Source organism: Paraburkholderia strydomiana (genome assembly GCF_046030495.1).
Classification (GTDB): Bacteria; Pseudomonadota; Gammaproteobacteria; order Burkholderiales; family Burkholderiaceae; genus Paraburkholderia; species Paraburkholderia strydomiana_A.
On sequence record NZ_JAQQCJ010000010.1, the window covers coordinates 223,087 to 240,510 of the forward strand.

Annotated in this window: 15 protein-coding genes; 6 read left to right on the forward strand and 9 right to left on the reverse strand. The window is 60.8% G+C overall.

Features of this window, described 5'->3' with window-relative positions:
- Window positions 1-14: 14 nt before the first annotated feature.
- The 6 genes from PQQ53_RS15885 to PQQ53_RS15910 all read right to left on the reverse strand — a co-directional run bounded on the left by PQQ53_RS15885 (window position 15) and on the right by PQQ53_RS15910 (window position 7,951).
- Window positions 15-2,198, reverse strand: coding sequence for a thiamine pyrophosphate-dependent enzyme (locus tag PQQ53_RS15885; protein WP_408324787.1), 2,184 nt, complete (start codon window positions 2,196-2,198; stop codon window positions 15-17).
- A 24-nt stretch (window positions 2,199-2,222) separates the two neighbouring features.
- Entirely contained in the window at window positions 2,223-3,626 is a 1,404-nt protein-coding gene (locus tag PQQ53_RS15890) for an amino acid permease (RefSeq protein ID WP_408146080.1), read from the reverse strand.
- Window positions 3,627-3,670: 44 nt separating this feature from the next.
- Entirely contained in the window at window positions 3,671-4,810 is a 1,140-nt protein-coding gene (locus PQQ53_RS15895; protein WP_408324789.1) for an aminotransferase class V-fold PLP-dependent enzyme, read from the reverse strand.
- Between the two features lie 34 nt (window positions 4,811-4,844).
- Window positions 4,845-5,915: a porin gene (locus tag PQQ53_RS15900; protein ID WP_408324791.1), complete on the reverse strand. Its 1,071-nt coding sequence runs from the start codon at window positions 5,913-5,915 to the stop codon at window positions 4,845-4,847.
- A 90-nt stretch (window positions 5,916-6,005) separates the two neighbouring features.
- On the reverse strand, window positions 6,006-7,166 hold the full coding sequence (locus PQQ53_RS15905) for a pyridoxal phosphate-dependent aminotransferase (RefSeq protein ID WP_408157235.1): 1,161 nt from the start codon (window positions 7,164-7,166) through the stop codon (window positions 6,006-6,008).
- Window positions 7,163-7,951: an HpcH/HpaI aldolase family protein gene (locus tag PQQ53_RS15910; RefSeq protein ID WP_408324792.1), complete on the reverse strand. Its 789-nt coding sequence runs from the start codon at window positions 7,949-7,951 to the stop codon at window positions 7,163-7,165. Before PQQ53_RS15910 ends, PQQ53_RS15905 begins: the two co-directional genes overlap by 4 nt.
- Window positions 7,952-8,266: 315 nt before the next feature.
- On the opposite strand from PQQ53_RS15910, the gene PQQ53_RS15915 reads away from it, so the two are divergent.
- Both PQQ53_RS15915 and PQQ53_RS15920 read left to right on the forward strand, forming a co-directional pair.
- The gene (locus PQQ53_RS15915) at window positions 8,267-8,959 is read left to right on the forward strand and encodes a GntR family transcriptional regulator (RefSeq protein WP_408146090.1); all 693 of its coding nucleotides are present in this window, start codon (window positions 8,267-8,269) and stop codon (window positions 8,957-8,959) included.
- Window positions 8,960-9,092: 133 nt separating this feature from the next.
- On the forward strand, window positions 9,093-9,716 hold the full coding sequence (locus PQQ53_RS15920) for a YitT family protein (RefSeq protein WP_408324794.1): 624 nt from the start codon (window positions 9,093-9,095) through the stop codon (window positions 9,714-9,716).
- 95 nt (window positions 9,717-9,811) lie between these two features.
- Here PQQ53_RS15920 and PQQ53_RS15925 read toward each other — a convergent pair whose 3' ends face one another.
- Window positions 9,812-10,684 carry an oxidoreductase gene (locus PQQ53_RS15925; protein ID WP_408324796.1) on the reverse strand — a complete coding sequence of 291 codons (873 nt, stop codon included), beginning with the start codon at window positions 10,682-10,684 and terminating at the stop codon, window positions 9,812-9,814.
- 131 nt (window positions 10,685-10,815) lie between these two features.
- On the opposite strand from PQQ53_RS15925, the gene PQQ53_RS15930 reads away from it, so the two are divergent.
- Window positions 10,816-11,727 (forward strand): AraC family transcriptional regulator, encoded by a 912-nt coding sequence (locus PQQ53_RS15930; RefSeq protein ID WP_408324835.1) that lies wholly within the window; start codon window positions 10,816-10,818, stop codon window positions 11,725-11,727.
- A 431-nt stretch (window positions 11,728-12,158) separates the two neighbouring features.
- Window positions 12,159-12,869, forward strand: a complete 711-nt coding sequence (locus tag PQQ53_RS15935; protein ID WP_408324798.1) for an FkbM family methyltransferase — start codon at window positions 12,159-12,161, stop codon at window positions 12,867-12,869.
- Window positions 12,870-13,406: 537 nt separating this feature from the next.
- On the opposite strand, the gene PQQ53_RS15940 is transcribed toward PQQ53_RS15935, so the two are convergent.
- A complete protein-coding gene (locus PQQ53_RS15940) occupies window positions 13,407-13,730 on the reverse strand; it encodes a hypothetical protein (RefSeq protein WP_408324799.1) in 324 nt (107 codons plus the stop codon).
- 435 nt (window positions 13,731-14,165) lie between these two features.
- On the opposite strand from PQQ53_RS15940, the gene PQQ53_RS15945 reads away from it, so the two are divergent.
- Both PQQ53_RS15945 and PQQ53_RS15950 read left to right on the forward strand, forming a co-directional pair.
- Window positions 14,166-14,390, forward strand: coding sequence for a hypothetical protein (locus tag PQQ53_RS15945; protein WP_408146100.1), 225 nt, complete (start codon window positions 14,166-14,168; stop codon window positions 14,388-14,390).
- Window positions 14,391-15,032: 642 nt separating this feature from the next.
- A complete protein-coding gene (locus PQQ53_RS15950) occupies window positions 15,033-15,767 on the forward strand; it encodes a hypothetical protein (protein WP_408157243.1) in 735 nt (244 codons plus the stop codon).
- 316 nt (window positions 15,768-16,083) lie between these two features.
- On the opposite strand, the gene PQQ53_RS15955 is transcribed toward PQQ53_RS15950, so the two are convergent.
- Window positions 16,084-17,079: an aldo/keto reductase gene (locus tag PQQ53_RS15955; protein WP_408324837.1), complete on the reverse strand. Its 996-nt coding sequence runs from the start codon at window positions 17,077-17,079 to the stop codon at window positions 16,084-16,086.
- Window positions 17,080-17,424: the final 345 nt, after the last annotated feature.

The window sequence follows — 17,424 nt, forward strand, 5'->3', positions numbered from 1 at the left end:
GGAACTCTCATTGATCAGAACGCGTAGCGCGCGCGGCGCGCAGCCTCTCGCCGCTGCAACCAGCCGATCAGCCCGTCGCGCACGCGCTGCCGCAGACGGTCGACGCGGGTCGGGTTGCTGACGATCTGCGCACGGTAAAACGACGGGCACAGCACGGCGGCATGGGACACTTCCCCGCACAGTCCGCAGCCCACGCAGCTATCGAGCACGGTGGCAACCGGATCGGTGCGCAACGGGTCTGGGTTCTGCTTGACCGACAGCGACGGGCAACCGGACAGACGGATGCACGAGTGATCGCCGGTACAGGTATCCGAATCGACACCAAAGCGTTCGCGCACCACGCGCTCGCCGGCCGCGATCGCCTTGCGCACCTTCGGCTTCTCGCGGCGTTGCTTGTTCAACATGCACTCGCTTTGCGCGATCAGCACCTTCGGGCCTTTGGTCTGGGTGGTGAGCGCTTCCTTGAGCGTGGCCATCATCGCCTTCAGGTCGTAGGTGCGGCGAACGGTGCGCACCCAGTCGACCCCGACGCCGCGCACGGCCCGCTCGATCTCGTGCCCGGTGCTGCGGGTCGGATTGAGCGCCGTGGAGGAGAGGATGTCCTGTCCTCCGGTCGCCGACGTATAACTGTTGTCGACGATGACAGTGAGGTTGTCGCTTTTGTTGAAGACGGCGTTTGCGATCCCGCTGGTCAGGCCGTTGTGCCAGAACCCGCCGTCGCCCATGACCGAGATCGCCCGCTTGTCCGCCGGTGCGTTCAGTGCCGCGGCGCTCGCGCTGCCGAGGCCGTAGCCCATCGTCGTGCTGCCGAGATTGAACGGCGGCAGAATCGAAAACAGATGGCAGCCGATATCCGCGCTCACGTGGTGCGTGCCCAGTTCGCGCTCGACCAGTTTCATCGCGGTGAAGATCGGCCGCTCGGGGCAACCGGTGCAAAAGCCGGGCGGCCGCGCATGGACGTTTTCATCGAGCAGCCCGACCGGTTCCGGCGCGGACGCTGAAGCGGTAGCGGGTGCCGCCACAAGCGGAATCACCTTGCGCGCGCCCGGCGCGACCGGCTCCGGCGCGAGCATGCCGTAGCGCTCGAAGAACGTGCGCAGACCCTTCATGACCGTCGCCGTGCTGTATTCACCTGCCAGCGACAGCATGTCCTTACCGTGCAGCATCGTCGCGCAATCGGTTTGGCGCAGGATCGCGCTGGCGTTCTGTTCGACGAAGTTCGGCTGGCCTTCCTCGATGACGAGCACGGCGCGCTTGTCCTCGCAGAACCGTTGCCACTCGGAATCGACGAGTGGATACGCGACGTTCATCACGTATAGCGGCACCTTCGACTCGCCGTACACGTCAGCCAGACCGAGGCGTTCGAGCGCGCGCAGCACGGTGTTGTAACTGCCGCCCTGCACGGCGATACCGATCTCGGCGGCATCCGCCTGGAAAAATTCGTTGAGCTGACGTTCCTCGATAAACTTCACCGCCGCGGGCCACCGCTCGTTGATCTTCTCCTGCTCGTGCAGGAAGCTCGCGGGCGGCAGCACGATGCGGCTCACGTCGCGATTCGGGTTTTCGAGCGCATCCTTGATCGAGAACGCCGAGCGGCGGTTATCCGAGGCGATGAACTGCCCGTGCACGTGACACGCGCGAATGCGCAGTTGCAGCATCACCGGCGTGTGGCTCGCTTCCGAAAGATCGAAGCCGTCCTTCACCGCCTGGACGATGCACGGCAGGTTCGGCCGCGGATCGAGCAGCCAGATCTGCGATTTCATCGCGAAGGCATGGCTGCGTTCCTGCATGATCGAGGAGCCTTCGCCGTAGTCTTCGCCAACGATGATCAGCGCGCCGCCCGTCACCCCGCCCGAAGCGAGATTCGCCAGCGCATCGGAAGCGACGTTGGTGCCGACGGTGGCCTTGAAAGTCACCGCGCCGCGCAGCGGATAGTTCACTGAGGCCGCGAGCGAAGCCGCTGCGGTGGCTTCGCTCGCGCTGTTTTCGAAGCGGATGCCGTGATCGCTGAGGATGTCCTGGGCGTCGGCGAGCACGTCCATCAGGTGCGAAATGGGCGCGCCCTGATAGCCGGCCACATACGCTACGCCCGACTCCAGCAGCGCCTTGGTCACCGCGAGAATCCCCTCGCCGCTGAAAACCTCGCCCGCACCCAGGCGCAGCTTCTTCACTTCTTCGACAAATGACCGCTCGGCCATGACGTTCCTTGTGGGTGATCCGATTCAGGCGTTGGCGGCGTTAGCGACCACCGATTGCGCGAGCCGCTTGCGATAGAAGAAGTACACCAGGGAAATGGCGATCAGCCACGGCACGCCGACGATCCAGGAGATGTTCCAGAATTCGGTGTCCAGCCCCATGGTCACCAGAATCGCGCTCAGCAAGGCAATGCCGGTGATTTGCGCGATCGGGAACAGCGGCATGCGCACCGGCAGCGTACGGCCTCGCCATGCGCGGCGAAATCGCAGGTGAGTGGCGAGAATCACGATCCACACGAAGATGCCGCCGAACAACGCGATACCGAACAGGTAGTTGTATGCGAGCGGGCTGAAAAACGACACCGCCGCTGCCGCCAGCACGCCGGCACCGGAAATCAGCGTAGCGACGAGAGGCGTGCCGTTCGCGGTCAGCGAGCCGATCCAGCGCGGCGCGTAACCGCCGCGCGCGAGCGAGAACAACGTGCGCGAGGACAGGTAGATGTTGGTGTTCATGCTCGAGAGCGCCGCCGTGATCACGACGAAGTTCATCAGCCCCGCCGCGTGCGCGATACCTGCGTGCGCGAAAAGCTTCACGAACGGACTTTGCTGCACCACCTTCGCACCGGCTTCGGTCCAGGGAAGATAGGCGACCATGAGACCGAGCGCGAGAATATAGAAAAGCGTGAGGCGCCCCACCATCGATCGCAGCGCATGCGGAATGGCGCGTGCCGGATCTTTCGCCTCGCCCGAGGTCACGGCCACGATTTCCACGCCGTAGAACGAGAAAATCGCCATCAACACGCCCATCCACACGCCGCCGAAACCATGCGGCATGAAGCCGCCCGGCAAGCCGGTGAGATTGTGCAGGCCGATTGCGGGCGTCCCCGTTCCGAGACCGAACACTTTCGCGACGCCGACCACGATGAAGCCGAGGATCGCCACCACCTTGATCAATGCGAACCAGTATTCGAACGAGCCGAAGTTCGTCACCGACCGGCAGTTGACGTAGACGAGCGCGATGCCGAACGCGATGGACCACAGCCACACCGGAACGCCTGGGAACCAGAAACCCATGTAGACGCCGACGGCGATGGCTTCGCCGCCGACCGCCACCACCTCGATAATCCAGTACGTGTAGCGCACGACGAAGCCGACCCCGCGGCTCAGGTACATCTCCGCGTACGTGCCGAACGAGCCCGCGGTCGGATGCGCCACGGCCATCTCAGCGAGGCTGAACACCATGATCACGGCGATCAGCGCGGCGATCGCGTAGCTGATCAGCACCGCCGGGCCGGCGTAGCCGATCGCAATGCCGCTGCCCATGAAGAGGCCCGTGCCAATTGCACCTCCGATGCCGATCATCGTGATCTGGCGCTGCGTCAGGGCCTTGTGCAAGCCCTTTTCGCGTGCAGTAATACTCGTCTCTTCCATGTCGCGTTCCCGTGTCCGTGTAGTGGTTGTGCTGCGTCAGTGGGTCAGCCTGCGGGGAGCAGCGTCGACAGCGTGTCGAGCGCCGCATGGGAAGTCAGCATGCCGGGTGACATGCGCACGGTGCAGCCGCGCGTATCCACCAGAAGTCCGTGCTTCGCCAGAGAAACTTCGAGTTCGTGCGGATCGACGTGCGCCGGCAAATCCGCCATCACGCTGCCGCCGCGCTGCGCATCGTCGCGCGGTGAGCGCAACCGGTAGCCCTTGGCATCGGCCAGCGCAATCAACCGGTGCGACAGCGCAAGGTTGTGCTCGCGCATGCCGGCCGCCGCGATCGAGAGCCGCCACGCGAGGCCCGGGCTCGAGGCGACGAACGGCAAAAACGATGGCGTGCCGTTGTCGAAGCGGCGCGCATCGGCGGCCAATGAGAAGCGCGCGAGGTCCCAGTTGAATGGGTCGGGTTGGCTGAACCAGCCTTGCACGAGCGGTGCCATGTCGCTGTCGAGCAACTCCGGATTGAGGTACGCGAGCCCGGTGCCCGGCGCGCCGCACAACCACTTGAGCGTGGTGCTCGCGACAAAATCGACGGCCGGCTGCGTGACGTCGAAATCGAGGATGCCCGCGCCCTGGGTGATGTCGACTGCGGTCAGGCTGCCCTGGGCCCGAGCGTGCGCGGCGAGCCGCTTGACGTCCGCCCGCTTCGAAGCGGTCGACGTGACCCAGGTGACGACGGCCAGCGCCACATCGTCCTGCCAACGGGCGATGAATGCCTCGTCGGTCACGAACGCTGCGCCGGGTGCGACCGGCACCGTGTCGAGCGTAAAGCCCAGCACGGGCTCGAGCCCGCGCAGCATGTAGTGCAGGCTCGGGAAGCAATCCCCGGCAATCAGCACGCGCCGGCCGGCCAGACGCCGACGGCCAAGCGCGCCGACGAAGCGCGCGAACGCTTCAGTGACGTTCTCCGACGCGAAGACGGCATGCGACGGAGCGTTGACCAGCGTGGCCCACTGATCGAGCACCTGCCGTCGAGCGGCGAGACCGTAGTCCCAGCGCTGGAGATCGGGCCGGCACCAGCTCGACGCGAAAGTGTCGAGCGCGCTGCGCATGGCGTCCTCCTGGCCGGGAAACATGCCGACCGAGTGGTACAGCAGCCACCCCTCGCGATCGGGTTCGGCGGAATAGGTCATGAGTCGTTCCTTTCAATGTTTCGACGAGCGCGCTTTAGAACAGGTGGCGAATGCCGACGGCAGCGCCCGTCTGGTTATTCTTGCCAGGCAGCTCGGTGAACGCGCCGCCGCTGACGTGGTTGTAGTCGACCGTCGCATAGACCTGGGTGCGCTTGGACAGCGCGTACTCGGCCAGCAGCACGCCGGTGTAGCGCTGGCCGGTGTTGCCGCCAAGGCCGTTGATGTTGTGCATGTCGTCGTAGTACGCGGCGCCCGTCAGGCTCAAGGCCGGCAACGCCTGATAGGTGATGCCGGTGTAGAACGTCATGTCGCGGCGTTTGTTGTCGGCGAACGAGCCGGTGGTGACGGTGCGGCTCGGATCGTTGAGCGCGCCGTCGACAAAGCCCGTGCCATCCTGGCCGCCCATGTAGCCGACGAACAGCGTGGCGAGGCCGGCGGAATACTTCGCGGCCGCGCCCCACATGCGCTGGATGTTGTTGCTGAGGTCGCGCGTTTCCTGGTACGTACCGCCGAAGCTCACCGGACCCAGGTCGTAAGACGCGCGCACGCTCCAGGAGGAGTTCCTGCTCAGGCTGCCGGCCTGCTGACCAAAGCCGTAGGTCGCGCCAAGATGCAGGCCGCCGAACTGCCCGGCGTAGGTCGCGGCATTGTCGATGCGGCCCACCGTCATGAAGAACGGCCACGAGTTCGCCGTATAGTTGCCTACGGTCAACGGATCGAAGTCGCCGAAGAAATTGAATGCCTCCGCGCCCTGGCGGCCGAGCGTGAAGGTGCCGAGTCTGCCGGACAGCCCGACGTATGCGTAGCGGCCGAAGAGTCGCCCGCCCTGGTTGAGACTGCCGTTCTGCGGATCGAAACCGCTTTCGAGGCGGAACAGCGCCTTCAGGCCACCCCCGAGGTCTTCGTCTCCCTTCAGGCCCCAGCGGCTGTTGGTGATGGCGCCATTGGTCAACTGCACCTGGTTGTCGTTGGCGGCATTCGAATTGTTCGTGAAGCGCACGCTCTGGTCGACAATACCGTAGAGCGTGACGTCGCCTTGCGCGAAGGCGGTCCCCGTTAAACCGATTCCCAGGATTACCGTTGCGGCGTGGAGTTTGCGTTGCATGATTGACGAGTCTCTCTTGTTGGATGGATAACCGGCCCGGCGATGACGGCCGATCACGAGTGCTGCAAAATCCTGGCTGGGCGGACTGGTCTAGGGCCGCCGGCGCAATAGTGGTTCGAGTCGATCCATGGCTTCGATCAGGCTGGCGTCGCTGCGCGCATAGCACAGGCGGATCTGGTGCGCCGACTCCTCGCCGAACGCGATGCCCGGCGCGAGTCCCACCCCGGCCTCGCGCACGGCGCGCTTGCAGAATTCGAGCGTGTCGGTAATGCCGTCGATACTGAACATCAGATAGAACGACGCGCTCGCCGGCATCACGTGCAGCCCCTCCAGCGTGCGCAGACGATCGAGCACGATTCGCTGGCCCCCACGGCAGCGCGACACGAACGATTCGACGATCGGCTCGCCCTCGTCGAGCGCCGCTGCCGCGCCTGCCTGCAGGAACGCCTGCCCGCCACTGGTGTTGAACTGGATCAGTTTCTCGAAGGTGTCGAGCATGGCGCGCGGATACACGAGCCAGCCCATACGCCAGCCGGTCATCAGCCACGCCTTGGAAAAGCTGTTGATCACGAACACCGGATCGTCCGGCGTGGCGATTTCAAGCAGCGAAGGCGCATAGGGCCGGTCATAGACGATGCGCTGGTAGACCTCGTCGGCAAGGATCGAGATGCCGCGTGAACGCGCGAATTCGAGCAGCGGCTTCTGCTGGTCCGCTTCCATCATCCAGCCGGTCGGGTTGCCGGGCGAGGCGTAGTAGATGGCTTTCGTGCGTGCATCACAGGCGTCGAAGAGCCGCTGCAGATCGAGATGCCATCCGTCAGCGCCGCAGCTGAGCGGTACGCTGCGAACCTCGGCGCCGGTGATCGTGACGGCGCGCAGAATGTTGGGCCACGACGGCGTCACGCACACGACGTTGTCGCCCGGTTCGATGATGGCTTGCGCGACGAGCATCACCGCATTCATGCCACCGCAAGTGGCGGCGATGCGCTCGTCTGCCACGCGGATTCCGCACAGCCTGTCGTAGTAGGCGCGGATCGCCTCCCGCAATTGAGGGATGCCGCGATTGGCCGAATAAAAGGTGTGTCCGGCTGCCAGCGCACGATTGGCCGCGTCGCAAAACGCCTGCGGCGTCGGCAAATCACTTTCTCCCGCCCACAGACCGATGACGTCACTGCGGCCAGCGCCCAGGCGCCAGACGTCGATGATGGGCGAATCCGGCATCGTTGCGATCGCTTGTCTCGTGATACTCATGGCGTCCTCAGCGTGTTCTGATCGATAGGAGAGGCAGGCGTCTCGCATGAGCGGCGAACCTCTTCTCCAGCCGTCAGGAATCCTTGCTTGACCAATTCAATGTCATTGGCGCACACGGCCATCCGGTATCCGCTCTCCAACGCGCGACGCGCGGCGCTTGCGTCGCCGGTGAAGATGCCGCACGGCAATCCGCGCGCCGTGGCGGCACGTAGAACCCGCTCGCAATCGCGGCCGATTACCTCGCTATCGCTGGTGCCGCGCGACAGACAAAGATCGCCGGTTCCGATGAACAAATAGTCGACGCCCGGCACCGCGGCGATGGCTTCGACGTTCTCGACTCCCTCGACCGTCTCGATCATCAGGCCGATTGCCACTTCGCGATCGGCGGCCAGCATCGCTTCGAGCCCGGCCAGCAAGGGGCGCACACCGCCGGCTGAACGCAGCCCCGCCGGCGGGTAGCGTCCTGCCGACACGGCCCTTCGTGCGTCGGCCGCCGTTTCAATGAGCGGCACCAGCACTGAAGCGGCGCCGGCATCGAGCGCCTGGGCGATGGCGCTGTGCAAATTTTCGGCGCAGCGGGCAATCACCGGCACCTGCGCACCGACGGCGCCAATCGCCGATTCGAGCGCGCCGCGCTCCCACAAGCCATGCTGAAGATCGAGCACGAGTGCGTCCGGCTTCGCATGAGCGGCAAACTCCGCCATTGGTGCGCTTCCAAGCGCGAGCCATATCAGCGCGAGGTGTCGTTCACTGGCGAGGCCCGGCTTCAGCGAGCGAAAGAACATCGGTCGAATCCTTGGTTACCAGTTTGGTCCACCGAGCCGTTTCCCCGGTCTGTTTTTGCAAACTGAATTCAGTTTTTAGGTTGTCGAGACGTTAAGGTGGAAAAATTTAGATGTCAACTAATTGCGGGCGCCAGATTTGGGGCGAGGAACGGCGTAACCCTTATCTATCAGGGGTGGATGATTTGCGGGAGCGGGTTTTCACTGATGCTCAAGGAGCGGACGGCACCTTGGACGAGCACCTTGACAATCGCCATACAAGACAGCGAAGATGGGCGAAGTAGAGAATTCCGAATTCAGATTTGGGAACCGCTTATCATGACAACGCAGGTCGCAAAAGTTGCGAAGACGCCCAGTCGGACTGAGCTCAAACAGACCACGCTGACCGAGACGATTTACCAGGAGGTTCGCGCTCGGCTACAGCGCGGAGACATTGCGGCGAACGAACGCATTCTCGACTATGAGATAGCCAACGAATTCGACTGCACGCGCATGCCTGTTCGTCAGGCACTCCTGCGACTGGTCAACGAGGGATACCTGGTCGGGACCACGCGCGGCTTCGTCATGCCCATGCTGACGAACGCCGACATCCATGAGATTTTCGAAGTCCGCCGGCTACTTGAACCGAGCGCGGCGGCCGGCGCGACCGCTGCGCTGACGGATAAGCATGATGCCGCGCTAAAGCGTGGCTACCAGAACGCCCGTCGAGCATATGAAAAACAGGACGGCGTCGCCTTGATTGCCGCCAATGTGGAGTTTCGCGATGTGTGGCTCGGAGCCGTGCAGAACAGACGGCTGCAGGAGACCATCAGACGCTTCACCGATCACGCACAGCAAGTCAGATCGCTGACGTTGACTGACTCATCCACCCAGAAAATCGCGCTTGATGGCATGCATGACTTGCTGAACGGCTTCCTCGAACGTGACGCGAAACGCGTCAGGACAACGATGCTCGAATTTATCCTCAATGCCGAGCAACGCTATTTCGTGTTGGTGGAAGGCCAGGATTGATGACGGGGACACGGCGCGGGTACGCTCTCTTTGCACTGCTCCTCAAGACGACCCCGATTCGCCGGTTCGTCGATGCGTTGCCACAGCCGATAAAAGAGAACATCAAGCGTTTACACCCCGGCGTGCGTGGCCTATGAACAAGCCGATCCTGGAGCACGCGCAATGGTGGCGCACGGGGCTGGAGATCGTTCTGATTACGCTCGGGTGCGCCGTTATCGCCTTGAACTATTACGTGCTGCTCCAGCCGAACCAGATTTTGCCTCCCGGCCTCGGGGGACTTCTGGCGTTGGCCTCCCGTCAGTTCGCGCTGCCGTTCGATGTCGTCTATTTCGCCGTCAATATCCCGCTGTTTCTGCTCGGATTCCGTGTAGTCGGGTTACGTTTCCTTCTGCTCAGTCTGGCTGGGACAGTGGCAATGTCGTTCTTTCTCAAGCTCTTTAGCGGCGTACCGGGCATTCATGGGCTAGTGCTCGGCGCGCTGCTCGGGGGCCTGCTGAACGGCGCGGCAATTGCCGTCATTCTGATGTGCCGTGGATCGACCGGCGGGATGGATATCGTCTGCGTGGTGCTGTCTCGCGAGTACCCACGCTTCAGCATCGGCCAATTTTCACTTCTCTTGAATACGTTGGTGATCGTGACTTCCGGGGCTTTCCTCGGATGGGCGAGTATGTTGGCGACCCTGATCGCCATATTTCTCGCAGGAAAGGGGGTGGATTGGGTGATGCAAATGGGCAGTCGTTGGCAGAGCGGTGTGTAGTAGCGAAAGAGGCCGAGAGAATGAGTGACACATTCGCGAGTGTCGTCCAACTTGCGCCGCTCACACCGCTTCCAGATACAGGCGTCACGCGCAACTCATCCGTCGGTCGATCTGGTGATGCCTTCCCACACGTCAAATTCTGCACCGAGCGACGAGAGCTTTTCCCGGACCAAGCCGAGTGCATCACTTCCCAGCAGAAGATGCGATGGCGGCTCGTCGCTTTCGATAACGGACAACATGGCACGTGCAGCTTTCACCGGGTCTCCGAGTTGCCTGCCGCTTTTCTCCTCGCGTCCCTTTCTGATCGGATCGAACAGGGAATCGTAGTCCGGAATCGAGCGCGGCGTTCGCACCATCGATCGACCCGCCCATTCAGTACGGAAAGACCCAGGTGCCACGGCGGTCACGCGGATGCCGAACGGTTTGACCTCCTTACCGAGGACCTCGGAAATCCCCTCCAATGCGAATTTACTGCCGCAGTAATAGGCGATGCCCGGCATGGTGATAAAGCCGCCCATCGATGTGATGTTGAGAATGTGACCGCGTCGTCGCTCGCGCATAGACGGCAACACACTCTTCATGACGGCAACAGCGCCAAATACGTTGACGTCGAACTGCCGACGCATGTCGGCAAGCGATGACTCCTCCATGACGCCTTCGTGGCCGTAACCGGCGTTGTTCACCAGCACGTCTAGTGGCCCCACGTTTGCCTCGATTTCGTTGACGACATCGCCGATTGAATCGAAGTCGGTTACGTCAAGTACCCGGCCGAATGCGCTTGTGGCGTTAAGCGCCTCGAAGCTCTGCTTTGCCTGCTCGCTGCGTACCGTGCCGACGACCCGATACCCGGCGGCGAGCGCTTCTTCGGCCAGTGCGCGTCCGAAGCCGCTACTGACACCCGTAATGAGCATGGTTCTGGTGGTTGATGACATGGCGAACACCCCTTGGACTGGTTTGGAGGGTTGCATGTTATTCTGATAATTCTTCGAAAATCAGACCGGATTCTCTGCATTTATTGCCTATTTCTATGAGCAAAGCGGCCCGCAAGGAGAGCATTGGCCAATCTGTTGCCTCGGCCAGCGCACGTGAACAACGCCGGATGGTGACGCTGCTGACCGCGCTGGCCCCGCAGGAAGGCTACAACCTGACTGCGTTGCGCGATGTGCGTATTCTGCGATCGGACCGCGCGTTGTCGCGCACGCCAGTGCTATACGATCCCGGCATCGTGATCGTCTGCCAGGGTAGGAAGCGCGGATTTTTGGGCGACCGGGTCTATGTGTACGACGAGCAGCACTATCTCGCCGTCGCGGTGCCGGTCCCGTTCACGATGGAGACCGACGCGACGCCCGAGTATCCCCTTCTGGCCCTGTACCTGCATCTGGACTTTCAGGTGGCGGCCGATCTCATGATTCAGATCGATCATCATGGTTTGCCAGGGGCGGGCGACGTGCCGCAACCCATGATGTCGAGTCCAATGGATGCGTCGATGCGAGCGTCTGTGCTGCGCTTCCTGGAAGCCATGAACCAGCCACTTGAAGCCGCAATCCTTGGACCGGGGCTGGTGCGTGAACTGTATTTCCGTGTTCTCACCGGCGCACAAGGCAACGCCATGCGCGCGGCTTTAGCGATGCAAGGGCAATTCGGCAAGATCGGCAAAGCGCTGGAGCGTATCCATGCGACCTATGCAGAGCCGCTCGACCTCCCTGGTTTGGCCAACCAGGCCGGAATGAGCGTTCCTACGTTCCACAGCCACTTCAAGGCCATCACGAGTACATCGCCGATGCAGTACGTGAAGTCCACCCGACTGCATCAGGCTCGCTTGCTCATGGTGCGCCAAGGCATGACGGCTGAGGCGGCATGTCATGCTGTCGGCTATGCCAGCTCCTCGCAATTCAATCGGGAATTCAAGCGGCTTTTTGGCCGAACGCCGGCCGCAGAGACGAAACGTCTTCGCGAAAGCTTCGCGCTGCCTCCAGCCTTTCCGGAGTCAAAGTTCGTCTCGTCGCATTGAGAGCAGGTGCTTGCGGCTCACTGATACCACTCTCAGATGAAGGCTTCGTTTCGCCCGTCAAGTTCTGTGGCTGATCGTTGGCATCGCGCTGTCTTTGCGGCGTTGGCTGAATTTGCCGGCGGTTGACACAGCGCTCAACGGGAAGATGCACATCTACGAGACTGGCGAACGACATCCGGATCGAGGGCTGTGGGGGCGTCTACGGGTGGCTGCAGGCGCCGGGGCCGCCCTTTGACGGCCGGTGCACACGATTGTGGGCATGCACACCAGGCAGCACCGACAAATTGCGGATTGTTGACGATCTATAAACAACGGCGCAATCGCGCGACGGTGCATGTCCCCTCGACAAATACGATAAGGAATGTCCTTGCAAGTCGATTCATATTGACTAGTCTATCGAAATCGCGAAGATACTCAGGGTGAGAGTTATTATGAATTCATTGAAGAGCTTCGGCCACTTTCTCTGGCTGGTGCGTAAAACCTGGCTGACGAGAGGGGCGCGCTTGTATTATTCACAGTTTGGCGAAGACGCCGTACTGCGCGAGATAATTAGTCCGACATGTGTGAAGGGCGTTTATGTGGATGTAGGCGCCTATCACCCAATAAAATTTTCGAACACATACGCGCTATATAAGCGCGGATGGCGGGGTGTCAACATCGATATGGATCCGGTGAAAATCGAAGCATTCAAGCTTGCGCGGGCGTCCGATATCAATGTGTGCGCGGCGATTTCCAGCGAGAAGGCAGTCAAGCAAGTCTACAATTTTTCGAATTATGGCCTCACTTCCACTCTGGATGCAGATGTAGCTGCTGCCGAAACTACCACTCCCACGTCGGTTCGTAGTGTCGAGACCACGACGTTGGACGATGTCCTGGAACATAGTCGTTACTCGGACGATGAGATTGATTTGTTGTCGATCGACGCTGAAGGTCACGATTATCATGTATTGAAATCGCTTGATCTATACAAATACAAACCCAAAATCATTATCATCGAATCATCGTCAGTCTCGATGAGAGAAGTCATAGAATCAACAGTCTACAACTATCTTGAGCAGAGGGGTTATCGGCTGGTCAGCTGGACCCATCTTTCTCTGATTTTCCGGGTGAACCAATCCAGGATATTCCGGTATCAGTTATAAAACCGGATTTTTGTTGGTGGCGGCCATTTGTTAATCAACAGCTGGGGCTTCCTGGTGTTTGTCCGGCACTTTTCCTGAGAATAGACGAGCCGGGAAATCCAGCCAGGTGAATTAGGCCAAGATACCTGGCCTGCCGCGAGCAACCGCGCCCGGCCCACGGCGAACCGCGCGGATGCGGACGTCGCTCATCTCGCTGAACGACCAACGTCCGCCTTGCACGCCGCCAGGTATCGTGGACAGCTACCGCTTACTGGCAGTTCGTGAGAATAGTCCGTCACAACGCAATGTCTTCCCAGCGCTTGAGTTGCCCATACCCTCGTCGGCACTTGCGCATCCGTAACGATGCGCCTCGCGAAGGTATTAGTGTCCCGCGCGCTCGACAGCTGCGACGGTGTAGGCCGATTGTATTAACTAGCGCCTGCCGGCCGCGAAACTGGAGAGAGCCGAGCGCAATGACTCCGGCTCCCTATGCGATCGATGCGCTTGCACGCTTTGCGCATACGTTTATTCGCGGCTGGCTGCCATGTTTAACCGCTATTACTTGCCAGCGGCCGGCGACACGACGCTCGGGGTCGCCAGCGTGTTGTTGCTCTTGGGAGCGCTGGACGTCGAGTTGCTGTTCGTGCTATTCGGCAGGCCCGAATTCGGCGACTTGGCGGCCATGCCACTGTCCGAGTTAGTGGCGCCTGGCGCGCCGTAGCCGCTCATTGCGCCGTTCGTCGGGTTCACCTGATTCGCCGGGCCAGCCGTGCTGCCTGACGAACCGCCGCCGCTCGGGCCTCCGGCCGTCTGTGCATAGGCACCGCCCGACAGGGCGAGTGCCGCGACGGCCGCGAGTAATGCCTTGGCTGTCTTGCTCATGATCCGTCCCTCCTTGATCTAAATGGAAAATAGGCGCAGACGGTGGACCGCCTGCTTGATCAGAAGTCCAGCAAGCACTATGCCGCGCGTTCCTGTCCGCATCGAAACGATGTGTATCGCAGCGCGTGCTTCGTCCGTGCGTGGCGGCTCCACAGCCGGCACACACCGCCGAATATCGCGAGATCGTGAAGCTGGCGGCTACCGCGACATGACTGCGCGATACCAGGGACAATGTAAAACTGCTAATGGTCCCGTTTGCAGAAGCACTGCGTTAGTAATTGATGCGGCGAGTGCGCGGCAGTGCTCGACAAAATCCATATAGCGGGACGTAAATGCGGATCCGCAACGGCAGGGCTAACGATTTTCACGGATAATTTCACCTACCCGAAAAAAAGATGCGTTGCCCTAATGGATACGAGTCACACGGAGGTTCCAATGAATGAAACCAACGCTCGAGAATCCGCTGAATATCGTCATCTGGCTGCAGCAGTAGTCGAAAATGCTTGTGGACGCGCGATCGGTGCTTGCATCGACATGATGCAAGCCGCCCAAACGATAGGCGTCCATGAGCAACTGGGCGACGTACGAGAAGCTCTCGTACGACTCCAGGCAGCAGCCAAAGCAGCACGAGGCGATGCCAAGCGAATGCTTGACGGCTGATGAGCGGACCTGCATCCGGCGGCGTTCGACTGGCGCTTCTGACCAGATTGAGAGCCTTGCGCTGAACCACTACGCTACTCCGTGGACGCCCATCCCGTCGGTATCTCGTCCAGTCATATTGATTGGGGCGTCGGCACCGTCTGACGCAACCTCGTCCCCGCCCAGTCACCCGGAGTTCGCTGCCTTGGCCGCGACATCGAGTTCGTCCTCAAGTTGATGTCGCCGTGTCCAGTCGCGACCGCCATGACCTAAGACGATCACAGTCCGAAGCCCGCTACGATACTGTCTGCCCAGCTAAGGGGGCTCAAAAAAGCAGGAGCAAGGATTGTCGGCGATCTGACCTTCCATGCCGATAAACCGTTGCTGGCCGCACTGCATCCGGTGACCAGACGCGTCGATCGTGTCGCGCGCACGTCCAATGCAAAACGCATAATTGATCTTACAAGAAACAATCAGCTTTCCGCCATCGCGCAATAGCGCATGGTCTTTTATCGAGAGTAATGCAGTTCAGTTAAAAGCTTAAAGTTCACGCGAACAGCGCCGATAAATAGTTTGGCCGTGTCTGAATTTTCCATGAAGGTGACCTCCATCCAAAGACACCGGCCAATGGCGGCCCCACTCTCTAGCCACAAATAAAAGACCATGAATAACAAAACACTTTCAACTTCCGCACTCGCGGGCATTATCGTTGCAACAACGCTGATTACAGGCTGTACTTCGCTTCCGAAAACAGATCTCGCCAGCAGCAATCGTGAAAAGCTCCATTCGATCGGCGTGCTGGATGTCACCGAACCGCATGGAGAGAGCGTAGTCAACCTCGGTGGTGCTGCCGGAGCATTTGGATTGATTGGCGGGTTGGTGCAAGCTGGGATCAACTCCAATCATACGAGTACGTACACGCAGCACGTGGCGAGCGAAAAGATCGCCTTCGCTCCCGTCGTCAACGATGGCCTGACAACGCGACTGTCCAGTAACGGCTATGAAATCGTTGCGTTGCACGACCAGCATGTCAAGCTCTCAAGCGACGGTAAGTCCGACGACTTTTCCGGTGTCACGACCAACACCGACGCCATCCTGAGCGTGTGGATCACTTCGTTTGGTTACGTATCTCCGCCGGAATCGAGCGATTTCATTCCGTTGGTCGTCGTCCGCGCTCGCCTGCTCGACTCAAAGTCCAGGCAAGACATGTACTTCAAGACATTCGCCTGCGGCTGGGATATCAAGGCCAATTCTGTTCATGTCGAAGCGGACGCTAAATATCGCTATGGCAGTTTCGGCACCTTGATCGACCAGTTCGATCAGTCGGTCGCAGGCCTCAAGGATTGCGAGCAGGCAGTTGTCGCTGCAATTGGGCAGGATCTGACGAAGCAGCAGTGAAGACAGTGACGAGTGCAGCCAGGCTGGCCAGGCTGCACGTGGCAATCGAGGCCCCGCGTACGAAGCCGCGACGCGCATCTGTGTCGGCGGCCGCGAGCCCACATGTATCGGCTCGCATCTCGAATCTTGCCGGCCAGACTCGCCACGCCCTTTCCGGCGATCGGTAGGCCAGCCCCCTCATTCGTCTCATGCACGCGCCTGAACGCCTCTCCTGACACGCGAGTGAACGGCGATCGATCGTCACACAGAGGTCGGCAAGAAGTCAGAGCGCCGCCGCCTCTTACTGCGCGGCGCCCGCCCACAGGTTCGAGCCGTCCTACCAGCGCTGGTGAACCTCAGGCGCTATATAGCGCTCATAGACTTCGCGCACGCGTTGCATTGCCTCGCCGGACAGCGGCGCAAGGTTCGCAGCCGAAACGTTCGACGCCGCCTGGGCCGCGTTCTTACTACCCGGAATGATGACCGAGACGGCCTCTTCCATGAGAATCCACCGAAGCGCCAGCTGCGCCATCGAGGCATTCACCGGTACAAGTCCGCGCAGTTCGTCGACCGCTTTCAACGCGATGTCATAAGGCACGCCGGAGAACGTTTCGCCGACGTCGAACGCCTCGCCATGGCGATTGAAAGCACGATGATCGTCCGACGGAAAAACCGAATCCGCAGACATCTTGCCTGTCAGCATGCCGCTCGCCAGAGGCACTCGCGCAATGACTGCAATGTTCTTCTTTTGCGCCTGCCTGAAGAACAGGTTGGCAGGGCGTTGCCGGAACATGTTGTAGATGATCTGCACCGAAACCACGTTGGGATACTCGATCGCTTTCAACGCTTCCTCGACCTTTTCGACCGACACACCGTAAAAGCGGATCTTGCCGGCCGCGACGAAGTCATCCATCGCAGCGAACACCTCGGGACGGTAATAGACCTCCGTTGGAGGACAGTGCAATTGCACCAGGTCGAGCGTATCGACGCCCAGGTTCGACAGGCTCCGGTCGATGAAACTTTCGAGCTCACGCTTATTCGTGTAGCCACTCGTCACGTGCGGGTCGAGCCGGCGACCGAGTTTGGTGGCCACTATGGGACGCTCGCCGCCTCGCTGCCGCAACACGTCCCGGATGATCCGTTCCGACCGGCCGTCGCCGTAGACGTCCGCCGTGTCGATGAAAGTCACACCGCTATCGAGCGCGGCGTTTAACGCGGCCTTGGCGTCGTCTTCGGCGACACCGCCCCACGAGCCGCCAATCGCCCATGCTCCAAACCCGATTTCCGAAACATTCCAACCGGTACGGCCAAATTTTCTTTTCGAAAGCGTCATGTGAGTACTCGTCCTGTGTTTTGCGAAGTTGCGTCGTTGGCACTTCAATGAGCCGCGCTGCATTCATATCGGCGGCTTGTTTATTCGTAGTGTAGCAAGCAGGGGCAGGATGCAGGCGTAGTGTATTTTCAGAATTCAGGTCGCGCTGACGGTTATCGCACCTGGACGTTGAAGTCGAGGAGGACCTGGGCCGTCGAGCGCTCCCCGGGATCCGTCAAACACGTTGGCAGGAACGGAGCATCCTGAAGGCTCGGCATGGGTAACGTCTCCCGTTTCGCGGAACATCTTCGCCAACCTTCGGCAAGGCAACGCGATGAGGGTTAATCGGCCACGAGTGCCGGCGCC

Bases quoted from the DNA above. Each gene is read 5' to 3' on its own strand.
- PQQ53_RS15885 (WP_408324787.1), bottom strand. From the start codon at position 2,198: ATGGCCGAGCGGTCATTTGTCGAAGAAGTGAAGAAGCTGCGCCTGGGT.
- PQQ53_RS15945 (WP_408146100.1), top strand. From the start codon at position 14,166: ATGAATGAAACCAACGCTCGAGAATCCGCTGAATATCGTCATCTGGCT.
- PQQ53_RS15955 (WP_408324837.1), bottom strand. From the start codon at position 17,079: ATGACGCTTTCGAAAAGAAAATTTGGCCGTACCGGTTGGAATGTTTCG.
- PQQ53_RS15950 (WP_408157243.1), top strand. From the start codon at position 15,033: ATGAATAACAAAACACTTTCAACTTCCGCACTCGCGGGCATTATCGTT.
- PQQ53_RS15930 (WP_408324835.1), top strand. From the start codon at position 10,816: ATGGTGACGCTGCTGACCGCGCTGGCCCCGCAGGAAGGCTACAACCTG.
- PQQ53_RS15910 (WP_408324792.1), bottom strand. From the start codon at position 7,951: ATGTTCTTTCGCTCGCTGAAGCCGGGCCTCGCCAGTGAACGACACCTC.
- PQQ53_RS15890 (WP_408146080.1), bottom strand. From the start codon at position 3,626: ATGGAAGAGACGAGTATTACTGCACGCGAAAAGGGCTTGCACAAGGCC.
- PQQ53_RS15935 (WP_408324798.1), top strand. From the start codon at position 12,159: ATGAATTCATTGAAGAGCTTCGGCCACTTTCTCTGGCTGGTGCGTAAA.
- PQQ53_RS15925 (WP_408324796.1), bottom strand. From the start codon at position 10,684: ATGCAACCCTCCAAACCAGTCCAAGGGGTGTTCGCCATGTCATCAACC.
- PQQ53_RS15900 (WP_408324791.1), bottom strand. From the start codon at position 5,915: ATGCAACGCAAACTCCACGCCGCAACGGTAATCCTGGGAATCGGTTTA.
- PQQ53_RS15905 (WP_408157235.1), bottom strand. From the start codon at position 7,166: ATGAGTATCACGAGACAAGCGATCGCAACGATGCCGGATTCGCCCATC.
- PQQ53_RS15915 (WP_408146090.1), top strand. From the start codon at position 8,267: ATGACAACGCAGGTCGCAAAAGTTGCGAAGACGCCCAGTCGGACTGAG.
- PQQ53_RS15920 (WP_408324794.1), top strand. From the start codon at position 9,093: ATGAACAAGCCGATCCTGGAGCACGCGCAATGGTGGCGCACGGGGCTG.
- PQQ53_RS15940 (WP_408324799.1), bottom strand. From the start codon at position 13,730: ATGAGCAAGACAGCCAAGGCATTACTCGCGGCCGTCGCGGCACTCGCC.
- PQQ53_RS15895 (WP_408324789.1), bottom strand. From the start codon at position 4,810: ATGACCTATTCCGCCGAACCCGATCGCGAGGGGTGGCTGCTGTACCAC.